Origin of the sequence: uncultured Maribacter sp. (assembly GCF_963977385.1) — a bacterium.
Lineage (GTDB): Bacteria > Bacteroidota > Bacteroidia > Flavobacteriales > Flavobacteriaceae > Maribacter.
Genome location: NZ_CAXBOU010000006.1, coordinates 168128 through 188994, shown reverse-complemented (window position 1 = coordinate 188994; position 20867 = coordinate 168128). Strand labels below are relative to the sequence as shown.

Below are 20867 nucleotides of genomic sequence, written 5' to 3'. Positions count from 1 at the left end.
TATGAAAAGATTAATCAAATTCATTCCGGCAGTATTATTGGTCGGGGCTCTATTGACGGCATTTACAACCGTAGAAAAGAAAACTGTAAAATGCTTAATTCAATTGACGAATTATACTGGTGAAGGCGCTTATTTAATCGTGTCGATTGTAGATGCGGATAATGAATATGTAGAAACGCTATATGTGCAAGGCAAGGATAGTGAATGGTATAGTGAAATATCAGAATGGTGGAAGTTTTATGGCAAACATCGTCCGAATATCGATGCCATTTCTGGAGAAACGATAAGCGGAGGTGAACGTTCATTATCTGTTTTGCAAATACCTATTGATAAAATCGATAAAGGATATAATTTACGTTTTGAAACTTCAGTTGAAGATCAAGGTTATTTCGCAGACGATATTCAATTTGAACTGACCACTGAAAATCTAACAACAAAAGTAGAAGGCAAAGGATTCATACGTTACGTGCGTATGTTACCTCAGTAAATTTATCAAATAAATTATTGCTACATGTTCCGGAATGTCTGAAAATGATGCTTCGGAACATTTAAATTAAGCAGTTCAACTAAAGTTTAAAATAATTACTTCATATGACCATTTCTGTATGGCGATATAGTCATCTAGCGCTTGCCCTTGTTTCCTCCTTGTTTTTAATAATAGCAGCTGTAACTGGTGTTATATTGGCTGTTGAGCCTATATCGCATCAAGCGAGGGGATATGCAACCCATGATTTAGAAGAGGTCTCTTTGGCGACTACTATTGATGCGCTACATGGGGCATATGATGAGGTTTTGGCACTTGAAGTAGAATCCTCGGGTTTCGTAAAGGCTTCTGTTTTAACCATGGAGTTGGAAACCCTAGACGTATATGTTGACCCAACTACAGGAGAACAGCTAGGTGAAGTTGTAGAACGACCCTATATCTATACCTTTGCTACCAATTTACACCGTTCCCTTTTCTTAAAAAGTATAGGTAGATTTTTCGTTGGTCTTATTTCATTACTACTTTTTTTAATTGCAAGTACCGGACTTGTTTTATTGGCCAAGCGACAGGGCGGATTTCTTAAATTATTTACAAAAGTTCAGAAAGATTATTTTGAATTACGCTACCATGTTATTTTAAGTAGATATTTTTTTATTCCTATTGTTATTCTTGCACTTACCGGAGTCTATTTATCTGCTGAAAAATTCAATTTACTTCCTGATACTACTATTGATAAGCAAGATATAGTAGCTAACGGTACAACGGTAGCTTTTAAAAATATTAAGGAGATTCCATTCTTTAAAGAAACTACACTCGATGAGGTTCGTCAAGTAGAATTCCCATTTTCTACTGATGCTGAAGACTATTACCTAATCGCTTTAAACGATAGGGAGGTAGAAGTTAATCAGCAAACAGGAGCAATTGTTCGTAGTGGTGAATATCCGTTTGTAGTGCTTGCATCGCGTTTAAGTTTGGTTTTGCACACAGGAGAAGGCAATATATTATGGTCTGTAATTCTTCTGCTCGCAAGTGCTTCGATTTTATTCTTCATGTATTCTGGTTTTGTGATGACCTTAAAACGAAGAAAAAAAGGGAAGCTCATTGCGAATATGCTGGATAAGGATGACTGTGAGTTTATTATTTTGGTAGGGTCGGAGAGTGGTACCGCATTCGATTTTGCGCAACGCTTGTATAACGGATTAACCAAGGTTGGTAAAAAAGTTTATATGACCGAACTAAATAACTATACCACATATGCCAGAGCTAAAAATATTGTCGTGTTTACTTCTACCTACGGAGAAGGAGAACCGCCAACCAATGCTAGAAAGTTCAGAACTACGTTTCCAAACATTTCTCAGCCAAATGAAATTGTGTATTCTGTAGTAGGGTTTGGTTCTTTGGATTATCCTGACTATTGCAAGTTTGCGATAATGGTTGATGGACAGTTACAGGCAGATGCTAATTTTCGACCTCTTTTGCCTCTATTTAAAATTAATAAAGCTGATTTTGATTCTTTTGAACTTTGGATGATTCAGTGGAGTAATCAAGTAGGATTTACTATTCCAATAGAGCGCCCGATTATAAAAAAAGATAAACGTAAAAAAATAGATTTTAAAGTGCTTGAGCGCACCGAATTAAATATAGATGATACTTTTCTTCTACGCTTAAAGCCGATGAATAATGTGCAATTCACGTCAGGCGATTTGTTAGCTATTTTTCCGAATGGAGATGATATGGTTCGCCAATATTCGATAGCTAGAATTGGTGATGAGGTTTTATTGAGTATTAAAAAGCATGAGAAGGGTCGTGGTTCTAATTATCTCTTTGGTTTAAAAGTTGGCGACATGATTAAGGTAGCAATAAATATCAACGTAGATTTTCGTTTATCTGAGATTTCACAAAATACTATCCTTATTGCAAACGGAACCGGCATAGCTCCGTTCTTAGGAATGATAGCAGAGAGTAGTAATCAGAATATCAATTTATTCTGGGGTGGCCGCACAAAGGCTTCTGTGGCTATTTATAATTCTGTTTTAGAAAAAACAATGATGAATAAGCAGCATGTGCAATTGCATACAAGTTTCTCGCGTGAAGCGAATAAGCAATATGTTCAAGATACCGTTCTGGAGCAAAAAGAATTGGTGCTCCGCAGTATTATTAGCGGCGGTACTATTATGATTTGCGGTTCATTAGCTATGCAGCACAATGTTCTTGATGTATTGGAGCGAATTCTTCAAGAAAACGGAACTATCACTTTTGACGAATTTGAAAAAAGCGGACAATTAAAAACCGATTGCTATTAGATTCTAGTAAATACGTTAATCCCAATTCATTCTTTGTAATCGAACAGCATTTAATATCGCTAAAAGTGCTACACCTACATCTGCAAATACAGCTTCCCACATCGTTGCTAATCCGCCTGCGCCTAGCGCTAGTACAATTACTTTTACTCCGAAAGCTAGTGCTATATTTTGCCACACAATTTTTCGGGTAGATTTTCCGATTTTTATTGCTTTAGCAATTTTAGAAGGTTGGTCTGTTTGTATAATTACATCAGCAGTTTCAATGGCTACATCACTGCCTAAACCACCCATTGCAATACCTACGTCACTTGCAGCTAGTACTGGTGCGTCATTGATACCATCACCTACAAAGGCTATTTTAGTACCCGGTTGTTTTTTAAGTTTTTCAACTTCTTCAAGTTTGTTTTCTGGTAGTAATCCACCTTTTGCCCAATCGATATCTAAATGTTTTGCCACTTGTTGGGTGATGGAATCCTTATCCCCCGAAAGCATTATTATTTTAGTTATGCCCGCGTTACGAATATCTTTAACAGCTTGTATTGCATCTTCCTTCAATTCATCGGCAATAGTAACGTAGCCAGCAAATTTACCATCAATGGCGACCATAACTATAGATTCTACAATAGTATTTGTTTCAGGTAGCACTTCAATTTGATTCGAAGTCATCAGCGCTTTATTACCCACTAAAACCATTTTATTATTTACGGTTCCTTTCAAACCCTTACCAGCAATTTCAGTCACATCGGTTGCTTTGAATTTGGGACCCTCTATTTTGTATTCCAAAATGGCCTTGGCAATGGGGTGGGTAGATTGCTCTTCAATAGCAATCAAGTACTTCATGAAATCTACCTCTGTAAAGATCTGATCTTTAACAAGATCCTTTATCTTGAAAACTCCTTTGGTAAGTGTTCCTGTTTTATCCATGACCACTGTATTAACCTTAGTCATCGTATCTAAAAATGAAGCTCCTTTAAACAGAATGCCGTTTCGTGATGCAGCTCCTAATCCTCCGAAATATCCTAACGGAATAGAAATGACCAAAGCGCACGGACAAGAAATTACTAGAAATATCAAAGCCCGATATAGCCAGTCTTGAAAAACATAATCTTCCACAAAAAAGTAGGGTAGAAAAGTTAACGCAATGGCGAGGTAGGTCACAATAGGGGTATAGACCTTTGCAAACTTTCTAATGAATAATTCCGTTTTTGATTTTCTAGCTGTAGCATTCTGAACCATATCTAAAATACGGGCAATAGAACTATCTTTAAATGCCTTGGTAGTTTCAATCTCTATGACACCATCAAGATTGATGCTGCCTGCAAAAATAGATTCACCTTTTTTAAGGGAGTCCGGTTTACTTTCACCCGTTAAGGCGGCAGTGTTAAATGTGCCGGTATCGGAAAGTAAAATTCCGTCTAGCGGTACTTTCTCACCAACTCTTACTTGAACTTTCTCACCGATTTCTACCTCTTCAGGAGAAATAGCAATATAGTTATGATTACGGTATACTAATGCTTCATTTGGTCGTAGATCAAGTAACGCCTTAATGTTATTCTTGGCTCGGGTAACAGCGGCACTTTGAAAAAGCTCACCTACTCCGTAGAATACCATAACCGCTACACCCTCAGGATATTCGCCAATACCGAATGCGCCTATCGTAGCAATTCCCATTAAAAAGAATTCAGTGAAGAAATCACCTTTTTTAATGCTTTTCAAGCCCTCATTCAATACCGGTAAACCAACAGGTAGATAAGCGACTATATACCAAGCTAAACGAACATACCCTTTAAAGAAGGGTAAAAGTTCGAAATAATCTAAGGCAATACCTATGACCAGCATGCTAAAACTTATAATAGCAGGTAGGTATATTGATAATGTTGAAGTTCCCTGTGAAGTGTCATGATTGTGACCATCTTCATCATGGCAATGTTCGCATGTCTTCTGGGGAGCAGTAAAAGATCGCAAGTCTATTTTCTTCTTTTTCATAATGCTTGCAAGGTCTAAAAACTAATAGTGCAACAGAAGTGCATTTAGTGTTCACTGCACGTATCACAAATACCTTTAATAACCAGATTTGCATCTTCGGCAATATAACCAGTAGGTAAATTGATATGCGGTATTTTATGCTCGGTCAAACAAACTGTTTTTTCACAATGACTGCAATAAAAGTGTAGGTGTAAATCTTGGTCTATTTCACATTTGCAGCCAGGCTGGCATAACGCAAATTTCGAAATATTTGTACCATCATCTATTTGATGTACAATGCCTTTTTCTTCAAATGTTTTGAGGGTACGATACAGGGTCGTACGCTCAGCTTTTTCAAAAGCGTTCTCAATATCAGTAAGAGCTACGGCAGTTTCTTTGCTAGCCATATATTTGTAAATGAGTATACGCATCGCTGTAGGTCGTATACTTTTATCATCTAATGTTTTTTCAATTTCAGTCATTAAAATAGGAGTTTTGAAATGCTCTTAACACTAATGTAATCAATGTTATAGAATGTTTCAATTAGAGATGATCTTTAATGTGAGATTATAGAGATTTACTTTTGAAAACAAGATGCGTTTTGTCTGATTGTTCTCCAAAAAATGAAAAATAGTGTCACTTCTGTTCAAAATAGAATTTTTGATGATTCATATTATATAATTAAGACTTTCTTGCTTTGATTTTTTGTTTCAAATAACTATTATTCTCTTGACTTGGGTTGTTCAAATGATTAATTAAAAACGATTGTAACATTAATGTAATCAGGTAAATACCTGATTTTAGTTAGAGATGATCTTTAACCTTAAATTGTAGGAGTAAAGCTTTTTGCATGCAAATTAAATTTTACTCGATGTCGTATGCAATATGAAAAATGGCATCACCTTGGTTTACAATAGGTGATTCATTTATACAGATAATAAACCCTGATTCTTTGGCTTTGGTTTTCTTTTCAAAATACCCGAAAGGACCTGAAATACTACCTAATTCTTCACCTTTCTTTATTTTTTGTCCAACTTTCACAACTGGGTGAAACATACCCGAATGCTTTGCTCTCAACCATTTTGATGCATGAACTAATTTTGGGGTGATTTCTTTGATTTCGTATTCAGCTAATTCTTTATCGAAATTACGCATACCCAAGTGTTGCATCATTCGTAATGCGCCGACTACTCCGGTATCTGTAATTTCCTTGTCAATATGAAGTGATTTTCCACCTTCATATAACAGTACTTTTTTATCCAATTGATGTAATGTTTCACGGAAAGATTTTTCTCTTCCAGCAGATTTTACAATAAATTCTGCCCCAAAAATTTTAGCCAATGCAAGTCCTTCTACATCATCTTTGTCAATTCTTATTTGAGGTGCGTTAAAACGACTGTCCCCACCTGTATGATAATCAATACAATAATCAATTACAGGTGCAATGTCTTTCACCAAGTGATACGCAAACCTACTAGCCAAAGAACCACGCAAGCTTCCTGGGAAAACCCTATTTAGGTCTCTACCATCCGGAAACTGTCTTGTTTGATTAAGAAAGCCGAAAATATTCACCACAGGAATACAGATAACCATACCGCATTCTGGTTTGTTATACTTTTTAGAAACTAGTTGCCTCACAATTTCTACACCGTTAATTTCATTTCCATGTATACCGCCAGTTATTAATAGAGTAGGACCATCTTTTTTACCACGCTGTACTATTATTGGTACTTCAATTTTAGTTCTGGTGTGTAGTTTGGCAATATCTAAATTAAGTTGGGCACCTTTACCTTTTTCAATGGTTTCTCCTAAGACCGTGTATTTTTTATTCGACATTTTGTTAAGCGTAAATTTTGACTTTTCTATTGTAAAACCTAAAAGGTTACAGATTGTTATATTCTAAAGGATGAAATTACTATTTAAATCAATAGTGTATAAACAAAATATCTGGCCAATCAATTATGAAAAATTTTAATCTGATAGATGGGATTTAAATTTACTATTGGCGACAACAAAAAAAAATGATAAAAAAAGTATCAACTATTTAATAGATTTTGAAAGCTGATTAATCCCATTGTGGACGAATACCTGGAGCAAATGGAAATTTAAGTGATTTATAATATTCTAAACTTTGGGTCGGTTTTTCAACACCTACAGGCAATTCTTTTTTCGAAAATGTTTGAAAATATAATAAACATGCATCTCGCCACCACTTGGCTTCTTTTAATTGAATTTGTAAAAGCATCTTCACTTCGTTGTATTCACTTTCAGATACATAAGGTTTTACGTCATCCCAAGTACGAATCATGTTATTTACTTCATTGACACCTTCTTGATATTTTAGAGCAACACCATCCCATAGGGTTGTTCCATTCTGTAATTTAAAGTCCCATGGTACATGATGAAACCAAAGGAGATATTCTTCGGGTATAGTGTTTACATCATTAAATGTTTTCTCTAAATATGGGGCGTATTGCTCAGTAGCATTACTGCCTGATGGTGTACGGTCAAAACCAATACCATTTGTATCTGCTTTGTGATAATAAACCGGATTCCAATCTGGTCTGCTTAAATTATCTACCCATGGGCCAGGTCCGTAATGGTGGCCAGTATCAAAAATATGATGTAAGCCTAATGGATTCATGTAATTAACAACGGCCTCTCTAGAAGAAAGCATTAGTTTTTTTACCGGTTCAATAAAATCTTGATTAGTACTATAGGTAGCTCTCAACCATTCATCAGCAATTGTTTCGGAACTTACATCAGGATTCCATGCCAAACGTCCAAAGCCATACCAATTAGCTTGAGCAAAAGGATGTCCTGTCCAATTTAAATCAGAGCCAATATTGGCAACACCAGCTATTCCTGTTAAGGTATTACCATACAAACTTCCGTCAATAACCTTTGCTACAGTAGAGCCTTTACCTTTCTGATATGTATCTGAATCTAAGACTTCTTCGAAAAGTTTCGGCAAGAAAACCAAATGACTACTAAAGCCTAAATACTCTTGTGTAATTTGAAATTCCATTACTAATGGAGTCTTTTTCATAGCCCCGAACATGGGGTGAAATGGTTCTCGAGGTTGAAAATCTATTGCCCCGTTTTTCACTTGAACTAAAACATTGTCCTTAAACTTACCATCATAAGGTAAGAATTCATCATAGGCTTGTTTGGCCCTATCTGTATCGTCGTGTTCGGAATAAACGAAAGCTCTCCAAATTAATAGTACCACCAAATGGTTTTAATGCAGTGGCCATCATATTAGCCCCATCTACATGATTGCGACCGTAATTTTGTGGACCTGGTTGACCTTCTGAATTTGCTTTAACCAAGAATCCGCCAAAATCAGGAATTCGCTTATATATTTCAGCTGCTTTATTTGACCACCATTTTTCCACTTCTGTATTAAGTGGGTCGGCGGTTTCTAGATTGCCAATTTCAATAGGTGCAGAAAAGCGAGCAGTTAAATAGACCTTTATTCCATATCCTCTAAAAACACTGGCTAGGGCTTCTACTTTTTCTAAATACATAGGTGTAAGTACTAAGGCATTCGCATTTACATTGGTAAGAACTGTGGAATTAATGCCAATTGATGCATTTGCTCTTGCATAATCAATATAACGTTGATTAATATATTCGGGTAGTTTTTGCCAATTCCATAATGAGAATCCCGCATACCCACGTTCTACACTACGATCAAGATTGTCCCAATGATTCAACATTCTTAAATCAATTTTTGGACTGTCTACTAATTCAATAGATTTTAATTTTTTATTTGTTTGTATTAAATGTAAAAACCGAAACGTAGCATACAGTATTCCGATATCTTTTTTTGAGCTTATTACAATAATCGATTTCTTTTTATGGATCAATGATTTGATAATAAACCCTTCGTCTGTTAATACCTCAATATCTTTGCTAACTAAATCTTTTAAATCATTCGGTAAGTTTTCATAAACGTCAACAATTAGGGAGTTATCTGAACTTATGTTGTTTGAATATTTTACTTGCTTATTTAACATTCGAGGTAACGCAAGGGAAAACTCTTTCTTTGCATTTTTTAAGATATTGCTATCATCCTTAAAATATATAGAACTTACTATTTCAGCATACTCGTTAAATAACTCAGAATTTTCAATTTTATCATATTTTAACCAAAGCTTATAGCCATCAGCATACTGACTATGTAGCTTAGTAAACATTGTTAGAAATAGGATTATGAATACGTTTATAGGTTTCATTTTAGAGGTTTTTACAAGCACATTACCTTTGAAAATAGGGTAATTCTATTGAAAAGTGTTAATTTGAATTAACATACTTGCCAATAACAATTAAAAAGAAAAGCAAAATTAATTTATGAAATATAAGATTCCCGTTGCCTATAGCTCTTTGTTGTTAAAAAGTTGAATAGTGAAATTAGCTACTAAAACCCTTTCGTTAATTTCAAATTAATAATATCAAATAAAGCTATGAATGTGATAGATTTAAAATAAAATTATCTTTGATGAATCTATTCTATAATTGTTTTCTTAAAATCATATGAACATTTCTAAACTTTCACTACTTATTGTTTTTTTAATTCTATTAATTTCTTGTAAGAATCGTGATAGTAATTCAAATGAGAATTTTGAATATACAAATGAATTAATTCATGAAACCAGTCCTTACTTATTACAACATGCACACAACCCTGTCGATTGGAAACCATGGTCAGAAAGCGCTTTCAAGTTAGCGAAAAAAGAGAGTCGATTGGTTGTTTTAAGTGTTGGGTATTCTACTTGTCATTGGTGTCATGTAATGGAGGAAGAATCTTTTGAAGATGTGGAGGTTGCCAAATTAATGAATGACAAATTCATCAGTATAAAAGTAGATAGGGAAGAACGTCCAGATTTAGATATGGTGTATCAAACTGCATTGCAATTGGTAAATGGTACTGGTGGTTGGCCTATGAACGCTATAATCCTTCCCGATGGAAGTCCAATATATTTGGGTACGTATCACGAAAAAGAGGAGTGGAAGTCTATTCTTGTTAAGTTCAGTAATGAATTTGAAAAGAACCCTGATAAAATGAGAGAGTATGCTGCCATGCTATCAAATGGAGTGCAGGAAGTATATGAACAACCCACAAAACAAATGGCCAATGCAGTTACTTCAGATAAAATTATTAAAGGAATTGAGGAGTGGTCTGCGTTGTGGGATTTAGAATGGGGTGGTAATAAAGGACAGCAAAAATTTATATTACCAACGAACTTGAATATGTTATTGGATTATTCTGTTTTACAACAAAATACCGATGCAAGAAATCATGTTTTAAATACCTTGGATATTGTTACGAATGCTGGTATTTACGATCATGTAGATGGAGGATTTTTTAGATATAGTACAGACGATAAATGGAAAGTTCCTCATTTTGAAAAAATGTTATATGATAATGCCCAAATGATTAATTTGTTATCTAAGGTCTATAAATTAACAGGGAATAAAGAGTATGCCGGCAAGGTAAAAGAAACGTTTAAGTTTCTGAAAACTGAAATGAGAAATGAAAATGGGGGTTATTTTAGTGCTATGGATGCTGATACCGATGGCGAAGAGGGTGTGTATTATGTTTGGAAACAAGAGGAGTTGAATATGTTGTTAGGTGCAGATTTTGAGTTGTTTTCACAATTTTATAATATTCAAGAAGGTGAAGTTTGGGAGCATGGAAACTACGTACTAAACAATACTATTTCTAAAGCAGATTTTTCTAAAGAAGTTTCAATTACACCTGATGAATTGGAGAAAAAAATAAAGCATTGGAAAAACGTTCTATACCAGGCTAGACAAAAGAGGGAGAAACCTGCTATTGATCATAAAATCATTACTTCTTGGAATGCCCTTTTAATAGATGGTCTATTGGAAGCATACACGGCGTTTGAGGATGAAGAGTATTTGAAGGAGGCTAAATCTATTTTTGAGTATATAAAAACCAATAATTATAAAAACAGTGTACTGGTTCATTCGTATACCACTAATAGTAAACAGAAAGAAGTTTTTTTAGAAGATTATGCTTTTCTTGCTAAAAGTGCATTTGCATTATATGAAGTTACGCTAGAGGTTTCTTACTTAGAGGTTTCAAAAGAATTAATGGATGTTTCTATAAATAAATATGAAGGTGCATCTGAATTGTTTTATTACAATGTGTCAAGCGATTTGGTGCCTAAAATAATCAACACATCTGACGGAGTGGTGCCATCTGCAAATGCAATTATGGCACAGAATTTTTTTAGAATAGGACATCTTGATTATAATACTGAATATTTAAAGAAGGCCGAGGTGATGGGTTCTTTATTGATGGAAGATTTTGAAAATCATGCTGTAAGTTATGGCACATGGGGTTCATTGTTGTTGCAACAAGCATATCCTTTTTATGAAATAGCTATAGTTGGTGAAAATGCTAAAAGTCTAATGACTAAAATGAATGCGGACTATTTGGCAAACACACTTCTTGTAGGTTCTACAATTTCTAGTGACATCTCTCTTTTTAAAGACCGTTTTGATAATGAAGAAACATTCATTTATGTTTGTCAAAATAACACCTGTAAACTTCCGGTAAAAACAGTTGAAGAAGCTTTTGAACAAATGAAATCTTTTGGTTATCAGGGATTTAAATAGATTGGATAAAAGTTGATATTTAATGGGTAAAATATTAGAATTTGTAGTGCCTAATTAAGTCAGAATTCAATAGTAAAATTGCCTTTATCTTTGTTAGATGGAAGAATGGTATGCCTACCCCTTATTGATTATTGTTGGCTTCGTGGTTGGTTTTATAAATACGGTTGCAGGTGGCGGGTCATTACTTTCTTTACCAATTTTAATATTTCTTGGCTTGCCGTCAACCATGGCAAATGGTACAAATAGGGTAGCTGTCATATTTCAAACTGCAATAGCTACTGCGGGTTTTAAAAGTAAAGGAGTTTCAACGTTTCCCTTTAATATATACTTAGGGTGTTCTGCATTTTTTGGTTCTATAATTGGAGCTTATTTAGCAGTTGATATAAGTGCTGCCATCTTCAATAGAATATTGGCCATTGTGATGATTTGTGTAGTGCTTATTATAGCCTTCGGGCCTAAAATTAGTATCAAAGAGGTTCAAGAACGGCTTACAGGAAAATATTTATGGTTAGGTATTATCGCATTTTTCTTTTTTGGTATTTATGGAGGTTTTATAAATGCAGGTTTAGGTTTTATCATAATTCTATTTCTTCATTATATAAATAGAATGACTTTAGTGCGTTCAAACGCGACTAAAGTTGCCGTTGTTTTCATGTATATGGTTTCTGCTTTGGTTGTTTTTGCATGGAACGAGCAAGTGGATTGGGAAATCGGAATGGTATTAGCTATTGGTAATGGTAGTGGGGCTTGGGTGGCGAGTAGGATTTCTGTAAATATGGGTGATGGTTTTGTAAAGAAATTCCTTATTATCATGGTGTCGATACTAGCCATAAAACTTTGGTTTTACCGATAATTTAAACAAGATTTGTATAACTATTAAAATAAAGAAGAATGCCAGGGTTCGAATTGTTCGGGGAAAGTGAAAAAAGTCAAGTACAAGATGTGTTAGATTCTGGGGTACTCATGCGTTATGGTTTTGATGGTATGCGAAATAACCATTGGAAGGCTTTAGAGCTTGAAAAGGCTTTAGCAAAGAGAATGGAGTCCAAATATGCGCAAGTACTTAGTAGCGGTACTGCAGCACTTACCGTTGCTTTGGCAAGTGCAGGAGTAGGGGCAGGTGATGAGGTGATTATGCCGACATTTACCTTCGTAGCAAGTTTTGAATCTATTTTAGCCATTGGTGCGGTACCAATTTTGGTTGATGTAGATGATACTTTAACCTTAGATCCATTAGCGGTAAAACAAGCTATAACTAGTAAAACAAAAGTGGTGATGCCTGTTCATATGTGTGGCTCTATGGCAGACCTTAAGGCATTGAAAAATATATGTGATAACCATAATTTATTGTTGCTAGAAGATGCCTGCCAAGCAATTGGTGGTAGTTTTGACGGTAAGCCTTTGGGTAGTTATGGTGATTTAGGATGTTTTTCATTTGATTATGTAAAAACAATTACTTGTGGTGAAGGTGGCGCTGTTATTACGAATAGTGAGAAATATAAGGTAAATGCAGACCACTATTCAGATCATGGTCATGACCATGTAGGTAATAATAGGGGAACGGAAACTCACCCGTTCTTAGGATATAATTTTAGAATTTCTGAATTGAATGCAGCTGTTGGGTGTGCTCAAATTCAAAGGTTAGATGATTTTATCGCGATTCAGAAAAAACACTATTCCGCATTGAGGACTTCCATAGAAACACTCGAAAATGTTAGTTTTAGAAGGGTGCCAACAGGAGGTGTAGAGAATTATTCATTTTTGACTTTTTTCTTGCCAACAGAAGAAATAGCAAAGAAAGCGCATACCGCTTTGGGCGAATCTGGAATAGACGCGTGTTTTTATTGGTTCGATAATAATTGGCATTACTACAAAAAATGGGAACATTTGGCGAATCTTAAATCTCTAGGCAAGCTTCCGCAAGAAGTTATAAATCAGTTACCTGATTATTCAAAATCTAATTTCTCAAAATCAGATAAATGGATAGGTAGAACCATTTCATGTTTAATAAAACTTAGCTGGACGGATGAACAGGTAAATGATCGTGCAGCAAAAATGAAAGCAGTTTTAGAAAAATTCGTTTAGAATTTTAATAGGCTACATATTCAACAATTTCTAATCCATAACCTACAATACCTACACGTTTAGCCTGGGTACTATTGGTCATGAGCTTCATTTTATGAATACCTAAATCATGTAATATTTGAGCCCCAATTCCAAAATCACGGCTATCCATTTCTATTTTTGGAGCTTTGTTAATGCCTTGTTTTTGCAGTTCTTTAAGTTCTTTCAATCTAGAAAGAAGATTAAGTGATTCAGAATCTTGATTTATAAATACGATGGCACCTTTGCCTTCTTGATTTATTTTTTTGAACATATCCTCTAACTTTTCGTCAGGGTTATGCGTTAAGGTTCCTAAAATATCATTGTTGATAAGCGTAGAATTAATACGAGTCAATATTTTTTCGTCTGCAGACCAAGAACCTTTAGTTAAGGCTAAATGAATATGATTATTGGTGGTTTGTTTATAGGCTCTTAATCTAAAGTCACCAAATCTTGTTACGATTTCAAAATCAGTTTCTTTTTCAATCAAACTATCATGCTCCATTCTATAGGCTACTAGATCTTCTATAGAAACAATTTTTAAGTCAAATTTCTTAGCTACTTTAATTAATTGAGGAAGTCTTGCCATGCTTCCATCCTCATTCATTATTTCTACAATAAACCCAGCTGGTTTTAAACCGGCTAGTCTTGCAAAATCAATCGCTGCTTCTGTATGACCTGTTCTACGTAATACACCGCCTTCTTTAGCAACCAAAGGAAATATATGACCAGGTCTTACTAAATCATGTGGTTGGGTATTTTTATCGGTCAATGCCAAAACGGTCTTAGACCGATCAGATGCTGAAATTCCTGTGGTAACACCATTTCCTCTTAAGTCTACAGATACTGTAAATGCCGTTTCAAAAGGGTCTGTATTGGTATTGACCATCATATGCAACCCTAGATCTTTACAACGGCCTTCAGTTAATGGCGCACAAATAAGGCCTTTGCCGTGAGTCGCCATAAAGTTAATGGTTTCGGGCGTTGCTAGCTCTGCAGCAGCTAAAAAATCTCCTTCATTTTCTCGATTTTCATCGTCAACAACAATAATAACTTTACCTGCGCGAATATCTTCAATCGCCTCTTCAATGGAATTCAATTGTATTTTGTTAAGATCTGTCATGTTTAAACAATCAGCTTTTATCTTTTTTCTTAAATAATTTTTTGAAGAAATCTGAAATAAATCCAAAATTCATCATTCCCTTATCCTCGGTTGCCCTTTTTGTTAAATATACGCCTAAGGGTAGCATGATTAATGTTGGTAGCCATGCTCCTAACATAGGGTGTATATTACCTTCTTTTGCATAGTTTCCAGCAAAAACTCCAATGAAATAATAAATTAGGAAAAGTACGATTGCAATGACCATCGGTAATCCTAATCCGCCTTTTCTGATTATGGCACCAAGTGGAGCTCCAACAAAAAATAAAACAATACAGGAAAAAGCCAAAGCATATTTATTGTGAAGCGAAAGAATATGCATTCGGTAGATTTTATATCTCTTCTGCATTTCTTCTTTTTTACCGCTAACAGAACCTAGAATACTGCTAGTGGCATTTTTTGCGCTGCTTAAAATTTGTATCTGTTGCCAATCTGGAAAAAGGACTAAAAAGTTTTCCTTAATGGAATCTTGCCAGGCAATATTCGATTTTGCTATTATTGCTCTTTCGGCTGATATAGAATCTTTCTTAGTTACCATATCCACTTTTGCAGAATCGGTATTCTTTGTAATTAATGGAATAAAAATTCCGCTTCTACTTTCTATATTTTTTGAAAACGCGCGAACAATCTTGTAATTATCACCTCGCAAAGAATCAATGTCTTTGTTGAGTCGAGAGATATTTTTCATCTTATCGGTACTAATATCCCGTTCTTGTTCCAATTCATCATTGTCGATTTCGGGAATTTCGATATTCATGGTGTACGTGTCGAAGTCAGCTTTTGCAAAAGGAAACTTCATTTTGCTTTCATTACTTTTAGAAGTAACATCTTCATAGTAATGCCCATCCTTTAAAACCAACTGAATAAGGTCTGAAGATTCACTACTGATTAATTCTCCGGTCTTCGATTTTATTACCGTAGTATTTAGATTGCTCTTCGATTTAATGTGGATAATTACATTTTTTAAGAAACGGTCATTATCTCCATACTTCTCATCAACCTTAATATTCATCCCTTCAAAATCACTAAAAACCCCTTCAGATACTACAGCAGCAGGTTTTATCTTAGCAATGTTTCTACGAAGATTATATATTTTTCGTTGTGATAGCGGAATTACGTTATTAGCAAAGAAAAACGTAACACCACCTAAAATTGTCACAAAAACAATCAAACTTAACATGGATCGCTGTAGTGAAATACCCGAGGCTTTCATTGCAGCAAATTCATAATTTTCTGCTATGGAACCGAAAGTTAAAATGGAGGATAAAAGTACTGTCAAAGGCAGTACCTTCTCAGTAAGGTCTGGCATTAAATAAAATAAGAACTTACCGATAATAACAATATCTAAACCTTTACCTGCTAGGTCATCAATAAAAAGCCAAATCGTTTGGAATATGAAGATGAACATCAATATTACAAACGAACTGACAAAATTAAAGACGAACCTTGATAGGATATATCGGTCTAGTATTCTCAATAGTTCTAATTTCTTAGAATGAAATAGCCTTCATCCTTATATTTAGCTTCATCAAAAATAAATAAGGTTTTGGACAAAACTTCGTCTGTTTTAAAAGAATTAACAGTGATTGTAGTCTTAGTGCCGTTCTTGCCTGTTTCAATTAATTTGTAAATATGCATTGTGCCCATATCTATCCCCAATAATCTCGATTTTATTTCGGTGTCAGAATCAATAGGTGTCAATTTTACATATTGAATTTTTCTTCCTTGTACATCTTGTAAGATATCCCAGGCATAATTATGACCTTCTTTGTAAAAAGTCAACATTTTTGAAGGTGTCATTGCATCTTCATCTTCAGACTTATCTTCAATGGTCACTTCTTCATTTTCTGGTACAATAGTATACACTTTCTTACCGTCATACAATTGTTGAGAGCCTAGGTAATTGAAAATGTATTTGTTGCCTGCAAGTGTAACATCACCTCTAGTCTCTTGGTTAATACCTGCTTCAACGTTCTTTAAATCGAACTTGAAATCAACAAAGATGTTATTGTAACTCTGAACTTTAGTATAGACTTGATCTAATAAGGCTTTAGCCTTGTCCGCACCTTGAGCATTAGCAAAAGTTGCGGTAAGCATAATCGTTAATACAATAATAATTTTCTTCATCTCTTTTTTAATATTATTCATTATCCAATAATTGTTGAAGGGCTACCATGTCTGATATATAAACCTGCCTTGCTTTACTGCCTTCAAAAGGACCTACAATTCCTGCAGCTTCCAATTGATCGATTATTCTACCAGCGCGATTGTACCCTAATTTTAGTTTTCTTTGAATTAAAGATGCTGAACCTTGTTGTGCAATGACAATTACTTCAGCTGCTTCGCGGAACTTTTGGTCCCTTTCTGAAACATTATAATCAACACTCGTGCCAGAATCTTCTCCGCTATATTCAGGAAGCTCGTAGGCATCTGGGTATGCGCGCTGACTACCAATATATTCAACAATTTTTGCAACTTCAGGTGTGTCAACAAATGCGCATTGAATTCTGGTAACATCATTACCTTGGGTGAACAACATATCGCCACGACCAATTAATTGGTCGGCGCCAGAAGTGTCTAATATTGTTCTAGAATCTATTTTAGAGGTAACTCGAAAAGCTAATCTCGCTGGGAAGTTGGCTTTAATTATACCTGTAATAACATTAACGGATGGTCGTTGTGTTGCAATTATTAAGTGAATACCAATGGCTCTAGCCAATTGTGCAAGTCTTGCAACCGGTGTTTCCACTTCTTTTCCGGCAGTCATAATTAAATCGGCAAACTCATCAATTACCAGTACAATGTATGGTAAAAATTTATGTCCGTCATTCGGATTCAATTTACGAGCCTTGAATTTTGTATTGTATTCCTTTAAATTACGAACCATAGCTAATTTCAATAGTTCATAACGGTTATCCATTTCAATACAAAGTGAATTAAGGGTATGAATCACCTTTGTATTATCAGTTATAATTGCCTCTGCGGAATCAGGAAGTTTAGCCAAGAAATGACGTTCAATCTTATTATACAAGGTTAATTCAACTTTCTTTGGATCTACCAATATAAATTTAACTTCAGCAGGATGCTTTTTATATAATAAAGAAGTTAATACGGCATTTAAACCTACAGATTTACCTTGGCCTGTTGCACCTGCCATTAAAAGGTGTGGCATTTTGGCTAAATCGACAACAAAGGTTTCATTACTAATAGTTTTACCAAAAGCTATTGGTAATTCCATTTCTGCCTTTTGAAATTTACTCGATGCAATTACCGAACGCATAGAAACAATAGTTGCATTTTTGTTAGGTACTTCAATACCTATAGTTCCCTTACCGGGAATTGGTGCGATAATACGAATACCTAACGCCGCCAATGACAAAGCGATATCATCTTCTAGGTTTTTAATTTTAGATATTCTTACACCCGCATCAGGAACAATCTCATATAAGGTAACAGTAGGGCCAATAGTAGCTTTAATTTGGGCAATACCAATTTTGTAATTTTTGAGAGTCTCAACAATCTTATTCTTGTTTTCCTCTAATTCTTCTTGATTTATAGTAATGCCCCCGGTAACACCATGTTGGTCTAAAAGCTCTATGGTAGGGAATTTATAGTTGCCCAATTCTAAGGTAGGATCGAACTCTCCAAAATCATCTACCAATTTATTTGCTAGAATATCAATTTCTTCAGGCTCCTCAATTACTTGCTCAACTTCCATAGCAATTGTATCCTCTGGTTCCGGAGTATTTATTTCAAAATCTTTATGATCATCTCCCTTTTCTAAATGCGGAATTTCTGTTTTATGAGTGTAAGTATCTACAATTACCGGTAAGTCTTCGTCTAAAGATGTAATTATTGTTTCGTCAACCTTGGCTGCCTTTCTTTCTTTACTAGCTTTAAATTCTGTTGCGATCGCTTCTTTTCTTGATTTAAAAAAGGACGATATACCTTCAGGTGTTATTTCAAACAGTCTCACAAAAATGAATATGAGGCCGAATACCAATAACAAGAGTACGCCAATTTTACCAGCATAGTCTTGCAAAAAATCATTCATTTCGAAACCTATTAATCCGCCTAATAACGGACTACTGGTTGCGAAAAACCCTAAGGCAATTGAAATCCATATAATGAAAAGTAAGCCCCAAATCCACTTTTTAAATAATGCTTTTAAAGGAAGACCTAAAAACAAATATATTCCTGTGATACAAATTAAAAAGGGGAGTATAAGTGAGGCTAAGCCAAAGCCCTTATACATGAAAAAGTGACTTATGCTTGCGCCGAATTTATTCAATAAATTTTTGGCTAGCTCATTACGATCTTTGAATTCAGAGAGAAGACTTTGATCATCTTGCCAATTAAAATAAAACGATATAAATGAAAAGAACAGTGCGATACTAAAAAGCATCAGCAAACTACCCAAAATGATTTTATTCTGTTTGGATAATTTAAAAGATGATTCTTTTTTAGTAGGTTTTGGCTTTGATTTAGTTGCCTTCTTTGCCATTAAAAATTAATTCTGGTGCTAAATTACAAATTTACGATGAGCTATAGGAAACAATGATGCGACCTATAAAATTTTGGGCAAGTAAATGATTAAACCGATAATGGTTGCTGCTATTGAAACCAGCATAACTGCCCCTGCAGAAATATCCTTAATGAACCCGATTTTTACATCGAATTCTGGTTGTACGAAATCAGATATTTTTTCAACAGCCGTATTCATGCCTTCTATACCGAGTACCAATGCAATGGCGAATATTTGAAGTATCCATTCTGTATTTGATATTTCAAAATAAAAACCTGCAGCAGTCATAACTGTGGCTATAAAAACCTGAATTTTTATGCTTGCTTCGGTACGTATCAGCAAGAAGGCACCTTTTAAGGCAAAACCAACACTTTTAATACGATTGGCCAAAAAGGATTCTTTGGGCATGAATGTCGTTTTTATTAGTTCATTAACGCCTCTAGAGCAGCTTTATAATTTGGCTCATCAGTAATTTCAGCTACTTGTTCAGTGTATAATACGTTTCCTTTTTCATCAACGACCACTACGGCTCTTGAATGTAATGGAGCGAGGGGGCCATCAGAAAAATCAACATGGTACGATTTTCCAAAATTACCATCTCTAAAATCAGAAAGCATTTCAACGTTTTCAATTCCTTCTGCACCGCAAAATCTCGCTTGTGCGAAAGGAAGGTCTTTAGATACACAAAGTACGATAGTGTTATCTAATTCTGCAGCCTCTTTATTAAACTGTCTAACCGATTGTGCACATGTACCTGTATCAACACTTGGAAATATATTTAAAACCACTATTGAACCTTCATAATCTGAAAGTTTTACGGTAGATAAGTCATTTTTAGTTAGCTGAAATTCAGGTGCTTTTCCGCCAGTTGTGGGTAAAGAACCTAAAGTGTGTATTGCATTTCCCTTTAATGTAATTGAAGCCATGTCCTTAATGTTTATATGATTGAAAGCGTGAAATTATAAAATATTAAGATGAAATGTGAGCTTAAATGAATAAAAAAAGTCCATTCTATATGAAAGGACTTTTTTCTTTATACTGTATGGATTACTTATCTATGGAGCCCATCACCCGCTGCATGAACTGGTTTAAAGCTTGTTTTTTAGGTGTGCCTTGTTGTATGCTATTTGCTACATCTAGTGCTCCGTACATGTTTGAAATCAGTTCTCCGATTACATCAAGTTCTTCATCTTTTAAAGAGGGTAACTCAGTTAATCTTTCTAAAGTCTCAATGGTCTCTAGTATGTAATCGCTGTCTTTTTCTTCTATGAACTCGGTTAGTAACTTAATTATGGGTAATCTCACTGATCAGTTCTTTTAGTAAGTCATATTTATTAGTCTGAACCTGATTTTTGAATTTCCCTTGCTCAAATGAAGCAAAAGTTGGCAGGTTATTTACATTAGCAAGCTTTCTTGATTCAGGAAATTTTTCCGCATCAGCTATTACGAATGTTACATTTTCATTTTCTGAAGCTTCTTTCTTAAATTTCGGCTTCATAATACGACAGTTACCACACCATGTAGCCGAGTATTGAACTACGACGTTGGCATTATTATCAATGATTTCCTGTAAATTATCTTGTTCTAATTCCAATAACATAACCGTGATTGTTTAAATAGTTGTTAAGAAGAACATGAAGTAGGGTGCTTCATGTTCTTGATCTTTAAGGTCTTGAA

18 protein-coding genes are annotated in these 20867 nt (G+C 34.9%); 5 read left to right on the top strand and 13 right to left on the bottom strand.

Annotated elements, in window-relative coordinates:
• Position 1 precedes the first annotated feature (1 nt).
• Entirely contained in the window at positions 2 to 487 is a 486-nt protein-coding gene (locus tag AAC084_RS09035; protein WP_339839739.1) for a DUF2271 domain-containing protein, read from the top strand.
• Positions 488 to 591: 104 nt separating this feature from the next.
• Positions 592 to 2787: a PepSY domain-containing protein gene (locus AAC084_RS09030; protein ID WP_339839736.1), complete on the top strand. Its 2196-nt coding sequence runs from the start codon at positions 592 to 594 to the stop codon at positions 2785 to 2787.
• Between the two features lie 15 nt (positions 2788 to 2802).
• Here the strand turns inward: AAC084_RS09030 and AAC084_RS09025 are convergent, their stop codons facing one another.
• The 5 genes from AAC084_RS09025 to AAC084_RS09005 form a co-directional block, all read right to left on the bottom strand.
• Positions 2803 to 4773: a heavy metal translocating P-type ATPase gene (locus tag AAC084_RS09025; protein ID WP_339839734.1), complete on the bottom strand. Its 1971-nt coding sequence runs from the start codon at positions 4771 to 4773 to the stop codon at positions 2803 to 2805.
• A 44-nt stretch (positions 4774 to 4817) separates the two neighbouring features.
• Positions 4818 to 5234, bottom strand: coding sequence for a transcriptional repressor (locus AAC084_RS09020; RefSeq protein ID WP_339839730.1), 417 nt, complete (start codon positions 5232 to 5234; stop codon positions 4818 to 4820).
• Positions 5235 to 5616: 382 nt separating this feature from the next.
• On the bottom strand, positions 5617 to 6588 hold the full coding sequence (locus tag AAC084_RS09015; protein WP_339839728.1) for a succinylglutamate desuccinylase/aspartoacylase family protein: 972 nt from the start codon (positions 6586 to 6588) through the stop codon (positions 5617 to 5619).
• A gap of 229 nt (positions 6589 to 6817) precedes the next feature.
• Positions 6818 to 7984, bottom strand: coding sequence for a hypothetical protein (locus AAC084_RS09010; RefSeq protein ID WP_339839725.1), 1167 nt, complete (start codon positions 7982 to 7984; stop codon positions 6818 to 6820).
• A complete protein-coding gene (locus AAC084_RS09005; RefSeq protein ID WP_339839722.1) occupies positions 7929 to 8993 on the bottom strand; it encodes an alpha-glucuronidase family glycosyl hydrolase in 1065 nt (354 codons plus the stop codon). Before AAC084_RS09005 ends, AAC084_RS09010 begins: the two co-directional genes overlap by 56 nt.
• A 298-nt stretch (positions 8994 to 9291) precedes the next feature.
• Between AAC084_RS09005 and AAC084_RS09000 the strand changes: the two genes are divergently transcribed.
• The 3 genes from AAC084_RS09000 to AAC084_RS08990 all read left to right on the top strand — a co-directional run bounded on the left by AAC084_RS09000 (position 9292) and on the right by AAC084_RS08990 (position 13488).
• The gene (locus tag AAC084_RS09000) at positions 9292 to 11403 is read left to right on the top strand and encodes a thioredoxin domain-containing protein (RefSeq protein WP_339839719.1); all 2112 of its coding nucleotides are present in this window, start codon (positions 9292 to 9294) and stop codon (positions 11401 to 11403) included.
• A 97-nt stretch (positions 11404 to 11500) separates the two neighbouring features.
• Positions 11501 to 12256: a sulfite exporter TauE/SafE family protein gene (locus AAC084_RS08995; RefSeq protein WP_339839716.1), complete on the top strand. Its 756-nt coding sequence runs from the start codon at positions 11501 to 11503 to the stop codon at positions 12254 to 12256.
• 38 nt (positions 12257 to 12294) lie between these two features.
• A complete protein-coding gene (locus AAC084_RS08990) occupies positions 12295 to 13488 on the top strand; it encodes a DegT/DnrJ/EryC1/StrS family aminotransferase (RefSeq protein ID WP_339839714.1) in 1194 nt (397 codons plus the stop codon).
• Positions 13489 to 13492: 4 nt separating this feature from the next.
• Here the strand turns inward: AAC084_RS08990 and ribB are convergent, their stop codons facing one another.
• The 8 genes from ribB to AAC084_RS08950 form a co-directional block, all read right to left on the bottom strand.
• The gene (gene ribB, locus AAC084_RS08985; protein ID WP_339839711.1) at positions 13493 to 14629 is read right to left on the bottom strand and encodes a 3,4-dihydroxy-2-butanone-4-phosphate synthase; all 1137 of its coding nucleotides are present in this window, start codon (positions 14627 to 14629) and stop codon (positions 13493 to 13495) included.
• 10 nt (positions 14630 to 14639) lie between these two features.
• Entirely contained in the window at positions 14640 to 16121 is a 1482-nt protein-coding gene (locus AAC084_RS08980; protein WP_339839770.1) for an LptF/LptG family permease, read from the bottom strand.
• 26 nt (positions 16122 to 16147) lie between these two features.
• Positions 16148 to 16792 (bottom strand): outer membrane lipoprotein carrier protein LolA, encoded by a 645-nt coding sequence (locus AAC084_RS08975; protein WP_339839768.1) that lies wholly within the window; start codon positions 16790 to 16792, stop codon positions 16148 to 16150.
• A 13-nt stretch (positions 16793 to 16805) separates the two neighbouring features.
• The gene (locus AAC084_RS08970) at positions 16806 to 19169 is read right to left on the bottom strand and encodes a DNA translocase FtsK 4TM domain-containing protein (protein WP_339839708.1); all 2364 of its coding nucleotides are present in this window, start codon (positions 19167 to 19169) and stop codon (positions 16806 to 16808) included.
• Positions 19170 to 19232: 63 nt separating this feature from the next.
• A complete protein-coding gene (locus AAC084_RS08965; protein ID WP_339839705.1) occupies positions 19233 to 19598 on the bottom strand; it encodes a diacylglycerol kinase family protein in 366 nt (121 codons plus the stop codon).
• Between the two features lie 14 nt (positions 19599 to 19612).
• Positions 19613 to 20116, bottom strand: a complete 504-nt coding sequence (gene tpx, locus AAC084_RS08960; protein WP_339839703.1) for a thiol peroxidase — start codon at positions 20114 to 20116, stop codon at positions 19613 to 19615.
• 121 nt (positions 20117 to 20237) lie between these two features.
• Positions 20238 to 20495: a hypothetical protein gene (locus AAC084_RS08955; protein WP_339839700.1), complete on the bottom strand. Its 258-nt coding sequence runs from the start codon at positions 20493 to 20495 to the stop codon at positions 20238 to 20240.
• A complete protein-coding gene (locus AAC084_RS08950; protein ID WP_339839697.1) occupies positions 20476 to 20790 on the bottom strand; it encodes a thioredoxin family protein in 315 nt (104 codons plus the stop codon). Before AAC084_RS08950 ends, AAC084_RS08955 begins: the two co-directional genes overlap by 20 nt.
• Positions 20791 to 20867 lie beyond the last annotated feature (77 nt).

What these genes read in the sequence shown, in the direction of transcription:
- AAC084_RS09035 (WP_339839739.1), top strand. Translation starts at nt 2, where the DNA reads ATGAAAAGATTAATCAAATTCATTCCGGCAGTATTATTGGTCGGGGCT.
- AAC084_RS09030 (WP_339839736.1), top strand. Translation starts at nt 592, where the DNA reads ATGACCATTTCTGTATGGCGATATAGTCATCTAGCGCTTGCCCTTGTT.
- AAC084_RS09025 (WP_339839734.1), bottom strand. Translation starts at nt 4,773, where the DNA reads ATGAAAAAGAAGAAAATAGACTTGCGATCTTTTACTGCTCCCCAGAAG.
- AAC084_RS09020 (WP_339839730.1), bottom strand. Translation starts at nt 5,234, where the DNA reads ATGACTGAAATTGAAAAAACATTAGATGATAAAAGTATACGACCTACA.
- AAC084_RS09015 (WP_339839728.1), bottom strand. Translation starts at nt 6,588, where the DNA reads ATGTCGAATAAAAAATACACGGTCTTAGGAGAAACCATTGAAAAAGGT.
- AAC084_RS09005 (WP_339839722.1), bottom strand. Translation starts at nt 8,993, where the DNA reads ATGAAACCTATAAACGTATTCATAATCCTATTTCTAACAATGTTTACT.
- AAC084_RS09000 (WP_339839719.1), top strand. Translation starts at nt 9,292, where the DNA reads ATGAACATTTCTAAACTTTCACTACTTATTGTTTTTTTAATTCTATTA.
- AAC084_RS08995 (WP_339839716.1), top strand. Translation starts at nt 11,501, where the DNA reads ATGGAAGAATGGTATGCCTACCCCTTATTGATTATTGTTGGCTTCGTG.
- AAC084_RS08990 (WP_339839714.1), top strand. Translation starts at nt 12,295, where the DNA reads ATGCCAGGGTTCGAATTGTTCGGGGAAAGTGAAAAAAGTCAAGTACAA.
- ribB (WP_339839711.1), bottom strand. Translation starts at nt 14,629, where the DNA reads ATGACAGATCTTAACAAAATACAATTGAATTCCATTGAAGAGGCGATT.
- AAC084_RS08975 (WP_339839768.1), bottom strand. Translation starts at nt 16,792, where the DNA reads ATGAAGAAAATTATTATTGTATTAACGATTATGCTTACCGCAACTTTT.
- AAC084_RS08970 (WP_339839708.1), bottom strand. Translation starts at nt 19,169, where the DNA reads ATGGCAAAGAAGGCAACTAAATCAAAGCCAAAACCTACTAAAAAAGAA.
- AAC084_RS08965 (WP_339839705.1), bottom strand. Translation starts at nt 19,598, where the DNA reads ATGCCCAAAGAATCCTTTTTGGCCAATCGTATTAAAAGTGTTGGTTTT.
- tpx (WP_339839703.1), bottom strand. Translation starts at nt 20,116, where the DNA reads ATGGCTTCAATTACATTAAAGGGAAATGCAATACACACTTTAGGTTCT.
- AAC084_RS08950 (WP_339839697.1), bottom strand. Translation starts at nt 20,790, where the DNA reads ATGTTATTGGAATTAGAACAAGATAATTTACAGGAAATCATTGATAAT.